Origin of the sequence: Paenibacillus polygoni, from assembly GCF_030263935.1 — a bacterium.
Taxonomy (GTDB): domain Bacteria; phylum Bacillota; class Bacilli; order Paenibacillales; family Paenibacillaceae; genus Paenibacillus; species Paenibacillus polygoni.
The window spans coordinates 4,656,815-4,672,349 of sequence record NZ_CP127162.1; the positions used below are offsets into that span (position 1 = coordinate 4,656,815).

Consider the following 15,535-nt stretch of genomic DNA (forward strand, 5'->3'; position numbering starts at 1 on the left):
GAGGTTCTTTCTGATTTCCACCGATTTATTTTGTATAATTTGTCTTATATATAACTATAGGGAGGCGAATCAATTGACGAATCATACAAAACTCGGTAAATCAGATCTTTATGTAAATCCAATTGGACTTGGAGCAAACGCAGTGGGAGGGCATAACTTATACCCCAACCTGAATGAAGAACAGGGTAAGGAAGTCGTTCGCACAGCTATTCAGAATGGAGTGAATCTCCTCGATACCGCATTTATTTATGGCCCTGGACGTTCTGAAGAACTGACCGGTCAGGTGATCAAGGAGCTCAAAGCTCGCGACCAGGTCGTGATTGCCACAAAAGGTGCCCATGATGAGAACAATAATTATAAACCAAACAACAAACCAGAATTCCTAAAAAAACAGGTCGAAGACAGCCTTAAACGTCTACAAACGGATTACATAGACCTCTATTATATTCATTTTCCAGATGAGCATACTCCCAAAGATGAAGCGGTAGGTATGTTACGGCGTCTAAAAGACGAGGGGAAAATTCGCGCCATCGGTGTATCTAACTTCTCGATCGACCAGCTTAAAGAAGCAAATAAAGATGGTTATGTTGATGTACTTCAATCCGAATATAATCTTTTAAATCGGGAAGTAGAGAAAGAGATTCTCCCTTATACAGCAGCAAATCAAATTACCTTTATTCCGTATTTCCCACTGGTATCAGGACTTCTCGCAGGTAAATACAATAAAGACACTACATTCGATGATCTCAGAAAAAACAATCCACAGTTTCAAGGGGAGCAGTTTGTGAGAAACTTGGACAAAGTCGAGCAGCTTCGTACGATGGCAGATGCTAAGCAGGTTGAAGTCGCTCATCTGGTTCTCGCCTGGTATCTTACTCAGCCGTCTGTAGATGCACTCATTCCAGGTGCGAAACGTCCAGAACAAGTGGTTAATAACTTAAACGCCCTTGATGTGAAACTATCCCAAGCAGAAATTACGGAGATTGGTCAGATCTTCTCCTAATGATTCTTTTCTTAAATCATATTCAATATAGAAAACAGTGCGGTGCAGCGCGCTGTTTTTTATTTGTCATAAAACGATAGCGTCCTTAATATAATAGAATTTACAATCATGAGTTTCATAAATTAATAAGTGGAACGTATTTATTTTTTTGCTTATGAGATGTTTATAATGACTCCCACCTCACCTCTCCATCAATTGTAAAGGAGTGTTATCTATGTCCCAGCGGATCGGTACCGTAGACCATTTGTTCACCCTTGCCTACAGAAAGTTATTCTCACGCTACAAAATCCAGCTTTATGCCTCTCATAATGAAGAGGATTTCCATAAGAAAATCTTAAATCTCAACGCCCACTATATCGATTACAAGACTCATATTGTGGACACGAGCAAACAGAAGTCCTCTTCTACAGCCAATACCCTATATGAGATTTATGTCAAAAAAAAGGATCACTCCCTTGCAGAGCTCGCCATGAATACAGCAGCACACCGGTAACCAATAAAAGAGGATGAATTCATTCGGGTGCTCGAATGTCTGATTCAAAAACCAAAGAACCTTATCCACATGTGGATAAGGTTCTTTGATTATCTATATATACACAGGTTATCCCCATTATTCACTTCGGGTGCATTTTGAAGATGAGGAACAGATCGTTGTAATGAGCAAGCATTCGTTTGCCCAGGTTATCGTACACCTCAAGTTTCTCCGTCAATTCCTCATTTGGATAGAAACGTTCATCACTTGAAACTTCTTCGGGAAGAAGTTCTAGTGCACCCGCATTTGGTGTGGAGTAACCAACATACTCTGCATTACGTGCAGCATGCTCTGGATCTAACATAAAGTTGATAAACTGATGAGCACCTTCTATATTCTTCGCTGTCTTTGGAATGACCATGTTGTCAAACCATAGATTCGATCCTTCTTCCGGTACCACATAATCGAGCTTCTCATTCTCATCCATAATCTCCGAAGCATCACCCGACCAAACGAGACCCACTGCACCTTCTTCACCTGCGAGCAGCATCTTAATCTCATCTCCGACGATCGCTTTCACGTTAGGTGTGAGCTTAGACAATTTCGTAAGTGCTTCTTGCAGATGCTCTTCGTTTGTATCATTTAGAGAGTAATGCAGACTGTTTAGGCCCATGCCGATTACTTCACGTGCTCCGTCCACGAGCAGGATCTGATTCTTCAGACTTGGGTCCCACAGATCGTCCCAACTCTTAAATGTAAGGTCCGTTAATTCTGGATTAAATACAATCCCGACCGTTCCCCAGAAATAAGGAATCGAATACTTGTTACCTTCATCGAAAGAGAGATTCAGGAACCTTTCATCGATATACTTAAGGTTTGGTATTTTTGAATGATCGAGAGGGATCAGCAGATCCTCCTCTTTCATTTTGCTGATTGCATATTCCGAAGGAATCACGACATCATACGTCGTTCCTCCTTGCTGGATTTTGGTCATCATCGCCTCATTCGAGTCAAACGTCTGATAAACGACCTTCATCCCGCTTTCTTCCTCAAACTCAGCGATCAGTTCGGGGTCAATGTAATCACCCCAGTTATAGATGGTCAGAGTATTACCTCCAGAATATCCTTCACTAGAATTCAGTACCGAGGTAAGATACATGAGGCCAAAAGCCACGATCAGCACAAGACTAAAGGTCTGTACCAGCTGCTTCATGGTCTCAGCCCCTTTCCTTGCAGCTTGTTGTTACGTGTATTGATAAAGTAGTAACCTACTACCAGAATAATGGTCAGTAAGAACAACAGCGTCGATAAAGCATTAATGGACAGGGATACCCCTTGTCTTGCTCTCGAGTAAATCTCTATCGACAGCGTTGAGAATCCATTCCCGGTAACAAAGAAAGTAACGGCGAAATCGTCCAGTGAATAGGTCAGGGCCATAAAGAATCCAGCAAAAATTCCTGGCTTTACAAAAGGTAAAATAACTTTTGTCAGCACCTGCCAACTCGATGCACCGAGATCACGTGCCGCATCAATAAGCGTTGGACTCATCTCTTGCAGCTTAGGCAGTACCATGATTACGACAATCGGTACACTAAATGCAATATGTGATAAGAGTACCGAGGTGAATCCTAATTGAATCCCCAGCATCGTAAAGAAGATGAGGAAGGATGCACCGATAATTACATCCGGACTTACAATGAGTACATTGTTTAAAGACAGCAGGGTGTTCTTGTTACGTTTACGGCGAACCTGATGAATCGCTAGAGCACCAGCCACGCCCAGGATTGTCGAAGCCACCGCAGACAGAAGTGCGATCACAAAGGTATTCAGCACAATAATCAGCAGCCGCGTATCCGCAAATACTTCCTCGTACCACTCCAGAGTGAAGCCTTCAAAGTTCTGCATGGTTCCGCCACTATTGAATGAATAGTAGATCAGGTAAAGAATCGGCATGTACAAAATGGCAAAAACAATAAACAGATATACATTTGACAGCTTACTATTTCTTCCCATGAGGTACACCCCGCTTTCCACGCCCGCTAATAAACATGATGGCAATCATAATAATGATGAGGAAGACGGCAATCGTTGCTCCCATTCCCCAATCTTGTGTTACTAAGAAATGCTGTTCAATTGCGGTCCCCAGGGTAATTACCCGGTTACCGGCAATTAGTCTTGTAATCATAAACAGAGACAAAGCCGGAATAAACACAGCTTGAATTCCCGAACGCACTCCGCCTAGTGTCAGTGGAAAAATAACGCGCCGGAATGTGGTCCATGAAGAAGCCCCCAGATCTCGAGCTGCATAGATAAGGGAAGGATTCAGCTCTTCAAGCGCATTAAAGATCGGCAGAATCATAAACGGAATAAAGATATATACCGATACAAAAACAAAGCTAAAATCCGTAAATAGAATCTGCTGCGTACCAATCCCAATCGTTTCGAGTATGGCATTAGCAAATCCGTACGTACCAAACAGGCCGATAAATGCGTAAGCTTTAAGCAAAAGATTAATCCAGCTTGGCAAAATAACGAGTAACAACCATAACTGTTTATGTTTGGTTTTCGTAAGTAAATAAGCTGTTGGATACGAAATGAGCAGTGCAAACACAGTAATGAGCAGTGCATACCAGAATGAGCTTAGTGTCATTTTCAGATATACAGGTGTAAAGAATTTGATATAATTCTCAAACGTAAATTGACCTTCTACATTGAAGAAGGAGTAATACACAATTAACAGAATCGGAGCAACGACGAAGAAAATGATCCAAAACATGTAAGGGATCAGGTAGAAGTTGCGGTTCTTTAAACTACGATTCATGATTTACCTCTTGAACCTTACCCTCTGAAGACTTCTGTGCATCCTCAACATTGGATTCATAAGATTCCAGACGTTTATCAAATTCTTCTTCGGTTTCACCAAAGCGCATAACATGAATGGCTTCTGGATCAAAATAAAGACCGATTCTTTCCCCAACGGTAGCCCGCTTCGTAGAATGTACAAGCCATTCGTTGCCCATATCATCGTAACTTGAAATTTCATAGTGTACGCCGCGGAATAACTGAGAGTCTACCCGTACTTGGAGTTTTCCTCGCTCAGGTGTTGTAATCTCAAGATCCTCTGGGCGAATAACAATCTCAATCGGTTCGTCAGGTCTAAGCCCTTGGTCAACGCACTCATACGTCTTCCCTGCAAACTCAACTAAGAAATCTTGTTTCATTTTTCCTGAGACAATGTTGGATTCCCCGATAAAATCAGCTACAAATCGGTTAATCGGTTCATCGTAGATATCAAGTGGTGTTCCGCTTTGCTGAATGACCCCTTCGTTGAGTACGAAGATTTCATCAGACATCGCAAGTGCTTCTTCCTGATCATGAGTTACAAAAATAAAAGTGATACCCAGACGTTGCTGAAGTTCGCGCAGCTCATACTGCATCTCGGTGCGAAGTTTGAGGTCAAGCGCAGACAAAGGCTCGTCCAGCAGAATGATCTCTGGTTCATTAACGATAGCCCGGGCAATTGCTACCCGCTGACGTTGACCGCCAGACATTTCAGTAATCTCCCGGTTTCCGTATCCAGCCAGATTGACAAAACGAAGAGCGTTCTCCACTTTCTCTTTGATCTCTGCATTCTTCATCTTTTTGATCCGCAGCCCAAATGCTACGTTCTCAAATACATTCAGATGCGGGAATAATGCATAGTCCTGAAATACGGTGTTGACCTGACGTTCATGTGCAGGAACACGGTTAATAATTTTGCCATTAAAATAAATATTTCCTTCGGAAGGCTCCGTAAAGCCTGCAATCAGCCGAAGGATCGTAGTTTTGCCGCATCCTGATGGACCCAGCAGCGTATAAAATTTACCGCGTTCGATTTCAAAGCTGACCGATTTAAGGATGGGATCATCCTCGTCATATCGTTTTGTCACGCTTTCGAACCGGATAATGGAGTCTTGGTTTATCATATGATAGAAAAACCTCCTTTTTCAGGGGATTACCTTGCGCCTTCTAGTTCATTTAAGCATATTACTGCAGATCCGTTCGGGCACATGTCGCAACTTATTATATAGAAATCATCTAATTGCGCAACCCATTTTTTTATCATTCTATGAAGTTTACTTCTTTCTTCGATATTTTATCCCGGGCATATTTCCAATATTATATTTATCGCCCAATAAACGGAATAAAAGCCGTATCTATAAACTTCAAATTTATCGTTACTTCCGCAAAAAAGCATCTCCTAAGGTTTTATTGACCTCTGAGATGCTCTGGTCCTTGCTCTATATATTGTACCATTTCGTATTCACTTAGCCTACGATTCTATGAATTTACCAAAAAAACAAAATATTTTATCCATGAAAAGGACACTTAGCGACAGCAGGATTTGCTTCTTCCTTCTGACTGGACGCCTTCTCCGAAAGGTTGTCATCCTGATTTTTCGTGTAAGGTGCTGGTTGATGAAAGAAATTGGGCTTTTTCACTTGATTCGAATAGGACTTATGAAAAATATGTGTCGTCGCCGGAGACAATGGCGGAATAAGCCAGGTCCAATTTCCGGTCACTTCTCTGCCGGCCGCAGCTTCCTTCTCTTCAAACTTTGAGAGATGATTGGCAGCCGTATGATGGTCCACGATGCTGACGCCGCTCTTCCGGAAGGAGTGAAGCACCGCGATATTCAGTTCCACGAGTGCCTTATCCCGCCAAAGGCTTGCTTCACTTGTTGTATCCAGCCCCATAACCTTTGCCATAGCGGGAAGTTTATTATAACGGAAAGGGTCCGCTAGATTTCTTGCTCCGATCTCCGTTCCCATATACCATCCATTAAAAGGAGATGCCGGATACTGAATCCCCCCAATCTCCAGCCTCATATCGGAAATCATAGGTACCGCATACCATCTAAGACCAAGCGACTCCATCTGAGGATAATCAGGATGTTCGATGTCCACTTCCATGATCAGATCCTTCGGTATCGGTACATACACAGGCTTACGGCCTGCTACTTCTATGACAAGCGGAAGCACATCGTAATCCGTACCCCTGCCTTGCCAGCCGAGTTTCATTGCTTCTTTGGTGAAGGCGACGGAAGCCGGATCCCCCACTATACCGCTGCTCGTTTCATAACCAGCATAACGAATGAGCTGATGGTTCCAGATGCGGACTGGATCGACTCCTTCCGGCGTTCTTGGAGCAAAAAGAGTAAGCAAAGGAATCACTTTCCCGTGATTGGTAGCTGTACGGATATGCTGAAATAAACACTCGGCAACCTCTTCTGCAGTCCCTGCCTCTCTCGCATCTACAAGCCGTATGGATTGCCACGATAATCGTCCTATACAGCGATTACTGTTACGCCATGCCAACTTAATCCCATACTCAAGCTCCTGCTGGGTATGTCTATACGTACCTGAATCTTCTATTTCCCGCTGAATGTCAAGAAGCCGGGCTTCTGCCGCTTCACGGCGAAGACCCAGCTCCTCATAACAAGTGTATATAAATGTGCTTGCTTCTTGCCACATATCATGTGTATTTGTCATACCGATAATCTCCTCATAATAACGCGTCATACCAGAGAACTCGTCCTAAACTCAGGAGAACGAATGGATTATTTCCATTATACGGTTCGACTGCTTACAAAACCATCATATGAGTCATATGTTCACTTTATATTCACCTAATCGAGAGTTTAGCTACTTATTTGCCAAGAAAAGCATTAAGCATCCAAATATGTTTTTGCAGCGTTTCTTGGTTGCCAATCATCAGATCAGCTGTGCTGTCATCACCGATTTCTTCGGCTGCTTCTTTAGCTTCTTCGAGCACTTCAACCATAGTCGTAAAGTCTTCAACCAAAGCCTGAACCATTTGTTCTGCTGTTTTGCTGCCCCCTGCTTCTTGAATTGGAGAAAGACTCAGATGTTCTTTCAGTGTAGCAACCGGAGAACCGCCAATAGCAAGCAAGCGTTCTGCTACAACATCCATATGTCCTGTTACTTCGTTATAGAATTCTTCAAATTTCTCATGCAGGGTGAAGAAGTGAGTTCCTTTTACATACCAGTGAAAGTTATGAAGTTTTGTGTATAGCACAGACCATCCAGCGATTTGCCGATTTAATGCATCATGTAGTTTTTGCACACCTTGTGATTGGTTGGTTTGATTGGTTTGAGTTGTCATATTAAGATCTCCTTTTTATTTGAAAATGTAATCGAATCAATTCCAAAGACTATTGGCTTATGAAATGGATTCAAGTAAGTAATAAACAATGTTGATTTAGTGATACTTGTCATAGACTTTTAATTATACGCTTTTAATTTAGACTTAATCTAAATCCTAATATCATTATAGCATGGTTTTCGAAAAAGGGAAGCTTACTCCCCTCATTTAATAGATGAAGATTTGATGAAACGCAGCAACAGAGGCATCTTTTGTACTGACAAGGTTAGAATGCCCCATCTGGATATAAAAAAACATGGAAGAACGATCAAAAAGTCTTGGTGATCGTTCTTCCATGTCTTACATTTACACCTTTTGCAGTCCTGCGATCGAAAGCAAGCTATCTTTGATTTCCTCATAGTTATGAACGATAAAATGCGGACGATGGTCCGATTCGGCTTCCGCGTTCCGGTGATTGTACCAAAGTACGGTCCAGCCTGCTTTGATCGCCCCTACCACATCATTTCGCCATGAATCTCCAATGTAGTAACTGTGCTCAGGAGAAGTCTTTGTGATCGCATTTACATGTTCAAACAGTCTAACATCTGGTTTGGCATAACCAACTCCACCGGATACAAAGATCATATCCTCCGGAATGTACCGATGCACTTGCAGTGCTTTCAGCTTCTTCTGTTGGTGCTTCGCTGGTCCATTTGTAATTAGACCCACCTTTATTCCTGAATGAGTCAGTGTCTCCATCAGTTCCATAGCACCATGGAAAGGCTGAATCTGAAACTGTCTATTTACATAAGCTGTCTGAGCAGCTTCCGCTTCTTTTTCATTGAGGAAGATCCCAAATTCCGCTAAAGCCAGCATAAAGCGGCGTCTTCGCATATCAGCTAACGCCTCTTTTTCAGGGACAGCAGATAAATTCTTCTCTTCTGATAACAAATCGCTATAATAACGGAACCGGTAATAAATATCTTCATATGGCATATCATCCGCTAAACCTACAGCCTCCTGCAGGGCAGAGCGAAGTGGTGATAAATGATCATAGAGTGTGTCATCGACATCAAAGAACACTGCTTTTTGTACGCTGTCAGCCAAAAGATTTCCTCCTCTTCCTACATCTCAGTTAACACATAAATACCGTACGGATTGGTGATATGAGAACTCTCTTCCTCAAAGAAACTTTCCTGATGATGGTATTGATACGTGGTCCCATACAATTTGAACTCATTTAATTTATCTTTCGTTCCTTCCCTTGCATTCATCATAAGGTACAAAAACTGGGACATGACCTGCAAGGAGGCATCCGGATCTGTATCTTTGCTCAAGGCTACATCAGGCAAACCAAACATCTGCATCCCGCAGGAGTAAAAATAATGTTCATCCTGCATATAACTGATCATCGTATTCAGCAATTGATCAAGCCGCGCTTCTTCGCCGATCATATTCCACTCTTCTGGAGTAAATGCTTTATCACAATTCTCGATTTTCACAGCAACTCCCCCGCAAGCCAGCAGCATCTGTACAGGAGCTATCATGCGCTGGACTGCTTCGGCGGAACCCATGTAGCCAGACAGATAGATAACTTTTGTATGCTTCTCTACCTTTTGCATCGTCTTGTCCGAGAAATCACCTTTAGAGGATAAATAGAAAGCTTCCGCGAGTTTTGGGTCCTGCTCTTCAATCCTTATTTCAAAAGCACGGTTTCGCTTGGTATCGAGCAAGAGACCGCCAGTAAGAGAATACTCCCCGCTGCTCTTTCTTGTCAGTTTTCGTATCAGTTTGTCTTCATCTTTCCATTGTCCTGGAATACATAGGACAAGCTTATCATTCATCTGTAATTCCCTTCTTCCTCGCCTAGCCTTACTATAAAAACAAACCACTGCCCTTCTTCTAAGCGCTCAGCAGCAACTTGAATGAACGGCAGTGGTTGATATTGCAAAAGTTATTCTTTATGATCCTTTGCTTCTATAGATGAAGCTTAGTATCTTTTTGGTGCTGCTTTTTTTGCTAACTCTGTGAGATAGGAGAAAAATGCATCCGGGTCGGTATCATAGACAAGATTAACTGGTTTTCCAGCTGGATCTATTACGGTGCGTCCCTGACTTGGCCCATCTGGAATTACGCTGCACTTCACCACTTTGCGCTTTACTAGCTCTTCTCGTCCCAGCGCAGCTGTGGTAAGTACATCCCACAAATAATAGGTTGAATTGGTCTCGCTGTATACAAGCGGAGGTACTCCCGAATAACAGTTACCAAGGAAGTCTACGCCTTCATAGCAGCGCTCTTTCGCCCAGCGATTACGCACTGCCGGCGTGAGCGGTACTTTGTTTGTACTTTCAAGTGCAACAAGGTCAATCTCAATCCCTGTCTGCCAAACTTGATAAGCTGCTTCTGGGTCCCAATATACATTCCATTCTGCCGTTCCATCGTGCTCTGGTTCCTGGACATTCCCTTTTTCAAAGGTTCCTCCCATCCATACCAGCTTCTCAATCTTCTCTTCAATCTCCGGTGCCTCTTCCAGAGCGCGAGACAAGTCTGTAAGGGGTCCCGTGAATACGAGAATTGTTTTTTCTTCCGTCTTGCGTATGGTCTCAATAAGATGCTTATGTGCAGGTAAATCAGACAATGGAGCTTCCATTGTTCCGGATTCATTCAATATAGGAAGTGCATCCACATAAAAAGAATGGATGCGCCAATCGCTTGGAAACGGGTTTTTACCACGAGAATTCGATTTCGATACTTCGACCTGATACGTGCTGAATCGATCGATAATTTTACGACTTGCATCCGTGGCTGGTTCGAGATAACCATCTGCCGGAATAATAGACACCCCTGTCACTTCCACGTCCTCCATCTGTAGAAGCATAAACAGTGATACAAGGTCATCTACTCCGCCGTCATGATTAAAATATACTTTTCTCTTCGTCATGTTTGAAAAATCCCCCTGCTGATCTTATCTATTGGTGTGAAAACTTATCTCATATGTTCTCATCTTAATTCTTTATAAAGTGCAAATGCAACCATTCCTCCTCTGAAAATCCAGAAGTAATAGAAAAAGGGGATGTCAGCAAAATCAAAATTTGCTGACATCCCCTTCATTTCTTTATTTTCCACTATTAATGAAAAGTATGAACTTGCTCTTCTTTCGCAGCCACTTTTCTTTTACCAGGCCAGAAAGCAACTTCTCCAAGCACCATGGTAATGGAAGGTACAAGGAAAGGTCTTACAATAAACGTATCAAGTAGTACTCCAATCGCTGTAATAATACCAAACTGAACAAGTACCTGAATCGGTAAAGTAGCAAGCACGGCAAAGGTACCGGCAAGAATGAGTCCAGCCGAGGTAATGACAGAACTCGTCTCTCCTACCCCTTCTTTGATCGCTTGTTTCAGCGGCATTGTTTTACTCTTTTGCCAAATGCTCGAGATCATAAAGATATTATAATCTTCTCCTAATGCTACTAGGAACACAAAGGAGTAAAGCGGAATTGCTCCTTGAATTGCATCCGCACCAAGTCCGTAATGAATAACGAGCCAGCCAAGACCAAGTGCCGAGAAATACGATAAGATTACGGTAGCAACCAAATATACCATCGCCACCAAAGAACGAAGATAAATTAACAGCAGCAAGCTGATTAGACCCACAACGACTGGAATGATGAGTCTTGCATCATGTTCTCCGGCAAGTTCCGTATCATATTGTTCAGCTGTTTGACCGCTAATCCATACTTTATCATCGGATGCAGTCACACCTGCACTCTCAAGAGCAGATACCGCTTCAGAACGAAGATCGGGAATGTGCTGCATTGCTTCAATGGAATATGGATTCATGCTAAGTTCCACTTGATAAGCGAGAATGTCGCTATTTACAGATCCTTCTTCAGGTTCCGAAACCATTCCTACATAATCTAACGCTTCCAGACGCGATTTCACATCTATATCTTTACCTTCCGTATCCAGCATCAACTGTACTGGGGCAAGCTCTCCTTCCGTGAATTGTTCCCCAATAAGCGTAAATCCTTCTCTTGAGGGAACATCTTCTGGGAAAGAAGACAATAGATCATACGTGTATTTAATCTGAGGTGAAAAGGAAGCTAAAATTCCGAGCACCACAATGGTTGATACGATGACAGTCCAAGGACGCTTTGTCACCACACTGCCAATCCAGCTTTCTTTTTTCTTACGCGGAGCCGGTACCGGCTTCCCTTTTTTACGAGCACGTTCTGCCTGCATCTCTGCTGTTCTTGGTACAAACGGATAGAAGGATGCACGGCCGAAGATAGCCAAGAATGCGGGAACCAACGTGAGACTCGCAATAAACATGATAAGAATGGACAAACTAAAGGGAACTGCAAAGCGCTCGTAAGCACCATATTCAGCTAGCAGAAGAGCGAAAAGTGAGATAACCACCGTAAATCCACTCATTGCAATCGCACCCGAAGAGCTTGTTATCGCTTGGAACAACGCTTTACGTTTATCTGCTTCATTCCATAAAATCTGACGGAATTTAGAGATAATAAATAGACAGTAATCCGTTCCTGCGCCAAACAGCAGAACCGTCATGATGGAAATGGACTGTGAATCAACAGTAATGATCCCTTGTTTTGCTAGATATCCTAAGATCGGACTCGTCACAATGTATGCAAAGCCAACTGCAATTATTGGAATCACAGCAAGCAGCGGCGAGCGGTAAATAAGAAGCAAAAAAATAAGTACAAGCATCACGGTGCCGATAAGAAGGGATACGTCCGCATTCTCAAACAATCCGGTCGCATCTACCGAGATGCCGACAGGACCTGTTACACGAGCACTAAGCTCATCTCCACTGTCTATGTCGGCATCAAATGGATTCGTTCCGAATATAGAAGTCATGCTGGACTTGATTCCATCAAGACCTTGCCCTAGTTCTTCGGCATCTGCTTCGACTTCAAAAAACACAGGCAGCACCAGCGTGCTTCCATCTTCAGATAACTGTGCCGACAGCGCTGGCGGCGGTAATTTATGTAGAGGGATCACCGCTGTTTGATGAGGAACAGGCTTCTCCTCCAGTTGAAGAGTTAACTCCTGCAGCTTTGTCAGATCTTCAGTAGCGAGTCCTGACTCTTTATGGATAACAATTAGAGCAGGGATGCCCGAATCACTCGGAAACTCACGATCTGCTACCATCTGCGCAATGACAGAAGGTTCATTTTCTTTCAAATTGGCTGCATTGTTATTTTCCTGTTCACCAACAGCAGGCCAAATGAGGTTTAAAACAACGGCCAAGATGACCCACACTAAAACCGTGATCCATTTTGTTTTTTTACCAGCGACCCATTTTCCATATCCACCGGGTTCTTTTTCTTGCATTGTAAAAGTCACATCCTTCTTTTTTCATGTTTTTATTGAAATGAACCGCAGGTCATAATACAATCTAGAAGTAATTATATATACCGGTAGGTTAATTATCAACAACTATTTTTGAAATTGGCGGTGGATTCACTTATACTGCTCATCAGGAGGAATCATGATGACTAAACAACCACCTCGTTCACCCGGACGTCCTAAACAAACTTCGGATGAAGTGTCCACCTATGATGCGATTCTAGGAACAGCCTCCAGGCTGTTTATGGAAAATGGTTATGAACCCGTATCTCTGCAGCAGATTGCGAAGCTATGTAATGTTACGAAGGCCTCCATATACTATCACTTCACGAGTAAGCCAGAACTGTTCAAGATCGCTGTCACCAGTATGCTGCGGCGCGGCTACGAACAAACACACAAGTGTTTGATGAAAGCAAATACTTTGAAAGAAGGTCTTCTCTTTATTGCAGAAGCCAAAATTACTACACCTCACGCGGAAATGGAAACGATTCTTCGTGAAGCAGAGGCTTTTCTCAGCAAAGAACAGATCCAAGAGATTAGAGATGGCGAGCGTGCCATTCATCAGCTTTTAGCGGATCATTTTGAGCATGAATTCCAATCTGGAGTTATCAAACAGAAAAATCCTCTTCTACTTGCCCAGGCTTTCTCCGCCCTGCTCATGCTGGGTAATCGTGAGGATATTACGAGTAAATATGCAAGGCCCAGAGAGCTTGCAGAAGAACTAGTTGAGTTATTCTGGCAAGGTGCGGGTTCGTAAGAAAACGGTCTGTTTGTTAAAAATTAAGAAAGGCCCGTGAGGGCTTTTTTTAATTTATACAGATAAAACCCTCTCTAAATGGCATCAGGACCGCCCACTAAAAAAGTCAGTTTATGATCAAGTACGGAAATTTGCGCAGGGGTACTAAGATACACCTCTCCATCTGTATCTGCCTGTTTCTTTTCATCGGTTCGAAGCTTGATATTACGGGCTTTGTAATAGAGAATACTGTCATTCTTCGGCTGCCACTCTCCTTCAGGTTTACGAGCTAATAATTCCCTTAGCAGCGGCAGTCCCGTCTGGCGAATGATTAAAATATCAAATTGGCCGTCTATCAGTGCATCTGGAGCAAAAGGGAGGGCACTCGATCCAAGCGATCGGCCGTTAGCGATATAAATCATCACTGCTTCATCTTGAATTAGCTTTCCATCAGCTTCCATCTCAAAAGCAAAGGGCACTGCTGAGCGGATCGTTTGCAGTGTACTAATAAAATAACTTAGCTTGCCGAGTGAACCTTTTAAGTTCGGATCGATATTTTCCGATGTTTCCGTAATAAGGCCTACCCCAAAAAAGTTCGTAAATACACGCCCGTTCGCATAGCCGAGATCGATATTGATGGTTCTTCCTTCAAGCATCATACGTGCAGACTGCGTAACGTCCACCGGCATTCCGAGTGATCTTACAAAATCATTACACGTTCCGCCTGGCAGAACTCCCACGACTGGCGGATGAATCAGCTGTGTTAACCCATTGATGCATTCATGGACTGTTCCGTCCCCGCCTAAAATAAATACCGCATCTACCTCACTGCCGCGCTCAAGACATATCTTCTCTCCGTCCCCAGGACCTGAAGTCTGAATGATATCCAGTTCCTTAATGGCAGGTGCCAGCACAGCTACGGCAGAACTAACCAAGCCTCCTGCAGCAGATCCTGCTGCATCATTATGTATAAGCAGCGCTTTTGTGATCTTCATAACCGAGCCCCCCTACTCCTCTTATTACCCCTCTTTATGATGCTTGCTACCCTTTCTTTACCCGCTGTAGACAGACTGTTAACCGTTACACAACATCATTTTTAAACCAACTTATTCCATATCTTATTACTTAGAGATGTTATCTATCACCTTGATTCAGGGTAATAACTTTACAAATTACATCTTTATAACCAAGGAGGCAATTTCTATGATTCCTGCAACACATAAAGAGCTGGAAGAAATCAGAACACAGTGTCGGTCCATGGTAAAGAGCCGGGCATTTGCCTCTGGAAGCACCTCACTCATTCCGATCCCGGGAACTGATGTTGTTGCCGACGTCGGAATTTTAATGCAGCTGCTTCCCGCTATTAATGAGAAATACGGTTTAGCCAAAGAAGATGTAGAGGGTATGGATGCTGAAACCAAAGCTGCCTTTTATGGACTCGTCCTATCGATGGGCAGCGCTGTAATCGGAAGGCTCGTTACTCGAGAAGTAGTCATTAAACTGCTACAAAAAGTTGGGGTGCGAATGGCAGCAAAACAAGCGACACGATTTGTCCCTTTTGCAGGGCAGGCCTTGTCTGCTGTACTCAGCTTCTCAGCAATGCGCTATATCGGCAACAAACATGTAGAAGACTGTTACCAAGTTGCATTAAAGCTCCTGGAAGATCAACGAGCGAAAGAGACTGTACTCCCAGATAACTCTGAAATCCTCAGCAGAATAACGGAATCCGTTCCTATCGACAGTCATGCTCATTCTAAGAATGAATCAGCAGACACGGCACCTAAGGAATAACCGAATTTATCATG

16 protein-coding genes are annotated in these 15,535 nt (G+C 43.1%); 4 read left to right on the plus strand and 12 right to left on the minus strand.

Annotated elements, in window-relative coordinates; translation table 11 throughout:
* The first annotated feature begins 73 nt into the window (after positions 1 to 73).
* Complete coding sequence (locus tag QPK24_RS22305) at positions 74 to 1,003, plus strand: aldo/keto reductase (protein WP_285744824.1); 930 nt, start codon at positions 74 to 76, stop codon at positions 1,001 to 1,003.
* A gap of 214 nt (positions 1,004 to 1,217) precedes the next feature.
* A complete protein-coding gene (locus QPK24_RS22310) occupies positions 1,218 to 1,496 on the plus strand; it encodes a hypothetical protein (RefSeq protein ID WP_285744826.1) in 279 nt (92 codons plus the stop codon).
* Between the two features lie 121 nt (positions 1,497 to 1,617).
* Here QPK24_RS22310 and QPK24_RS22315 read toward each other — a convergent pair whose 3' ends face one another.
* The 11 genes from QPK24_RS22315 to QPK24_RS22365 all read right to left on the minus strand — a co-directional run bounded on the left by QPK24_RS22315 (position 1,618) and on the right by QPK24_RS22365 (position 12,979).
* A complete protein-coding gene (locus QPK24_RS22315) occupies positions 1,618 to 2,688 on the minus strand; it encodes an ABC transporter substrate-binding protein (RefSeq protein ID WP_285744828.1) in 1,071 nt (356 codons plus the stop codon).
* On the minus strand, positions 2,685 to 3,488 hold the full coding sequence (locus QPK24_RS22320; RefSeq protein ID WP_213530563.1) for an ABC transporter permease: 804 nt from the start codon (positions 3,486 to 3,488) through the stop codon (positions 2,685 to 2,687). The genes QPK24_RS22315 and QPK24_RS22320 overlap by 4 nt, the downstream gene beginning before the upstream one ends.
* Entirely contained in the window at positions 3,475 to 4,296 is an 822-nt protein-coding gene (locus QPK24_RS22325; protein WP_285744830.1) for an ABC transporter permease, read from the minus strand. The genes QPK24_RS22320 and QPK24_RS22325 overlap by 14 nt, the downstream gene beginning before the upstream one ends.
* Complete coding sequence (locus QPK24_RS22330) at positions 4,286 to 5,440, minus strand: ABC transporter ATP-binding protein (protein ID WP_407082941.1); 1,155 nt, start codon at positions 5,438 to 5,440, stop codon at positions 4,286 to 4,288. The genes QPK24_RS22325 and QPK24_RS22330 overlap by 11 nt, the downstream gene beginning before the upstream one ends.
* Before the next feature lie 384 nt (positions 5,441 to 5,824).
* A complete protein-coding gene (locus tag QPK24_RS22335; RefSeq protein WP_285744832.1) occupies positions 5,825 to 7,006 on the minus strand; it encodes a nitric oxide synthase oxygenase in 1,182 nt (393 codons plus the stop codon).
* 157 nt (positions 7,007 to 7,163) lie between these two features.
* On the minus strand, positions 7,164 to 7,640 hold the full coding sequence (locus QPK24_RS22340; RefSeq protein ID WP_285744834.1) for a Dps family protein: 477 nt from the start codon (positions 7,638 to 7,640) through the stop codon (positions 7,164 to 7,166).
* Between the two features lie 207 nt (positions 7,641 to 7,847).
* Positions 7,848 to 7,976, minus strand: coding sequence for a hypothetical protein (locus QPK24_RS22345; RefSeq protein ID WP_285744836.1), 129 nt, complete (start codon positions 7,974 to 7,976; stop codon positions 7,848 to 7,850).
* A gap of 9 nt (positions 7,977 to 7,985) precedes the next feature.
* On the minus strand, positions 7,986 to 8,726 hold the full coding sequence (locus tag QPK24_RS22350) for an HAD family hydrolase (protein WP_285744838.1): 741 nt from the start codon (positions 8,724 to 8,726) through the stop codon (positions 7,986 to 7,988).
* A 17-nt stretch (positions 8,727 to 8,743) separates the two neighbouring features.
* On the minus strand, positions 8,744 to 9,463 hold the full coding sequence (locus QPK24_RS22355; RefSeq protein ID WP_285744839.1) for a hypothetical protein: 720 nt from the start codon (positions 9,461 to 9,463) through the stop codon (positions 8,744 to 8,746).
* Positions 9,464 to 9,609: 146 nt separating this feature from the next.
* Positions 9,610 to 10,560: a nucleoside hydrolase gene (locus QPK24_RS22360; RefSeq protein WP_285744841.1), complete on the minus strand. Its 951-nt coding sequence runs from the start codon at positions 10,558 to 10,560 to the stop codon at positions 9,610 to 9,612.
* 187 nt (positions 10,561 to 10,747) lie between these two features.
* A complete protein-coding gene (locus tag QPK24_RS22365) occupies positions 10,748 to 12,979 on the minus strand; it encodes an MMPL family transporter (protein WP_285744843.1) in 2,232 nt (743 codons plus the stop codon).
* A gap of 157 nt (positions 12,980 to 13,136) precedes the next feature.
* Between QPK24_RS22365 and QPK24_RS22370 the strand changes: the two genes are divergently transcribed.
* A complete protein-coding gene (locus tag QPK24_RS22370) occupies positions 13,137 to 13,751 on the plus strand; it encodes a TetR/AcrR family transcriptional regulator (protein WP_285744845.1) in 615 nt (204 codons plus the stop codon).
* A gap of 74 nt (positions 13,752 to 13,825) precedes the next feature.
* Here the strand turns inward: QPK24_RS22370 and QPK24_RS22375 are convergent, their stop codons facing one another.
* A complete protein-coding gene (locus tag QPK24_RS22375) occupies positions 13,826 to 14,725 on the minus strand; it encodes a diacylglycerol/lipid kinase family protein (RefSeq protein ID WP_285744847.1) in 900 nt (299 codons plus the stop codon).
* A 208-nt stretch (positions 14,726 to 14,933) separates the two neighbouring features.
* On the opposite strand from QPK24_RS22375, the gene QPK24_RS22380 reads away from it, so the two are divergent.
* Positions 14,934 to 15,521, plus strand: coding sequence for a hypothetical protein (locus QPK24_RS22380; protein WP_285744849.1), 588 nt, complete (start codon positions 14,934 to 14,936; stop codon positions 15,519 to 15,521).
* The last annotated feature ends 14 nt before the right edge of the window (positions 15,522 to 15,535 follow it).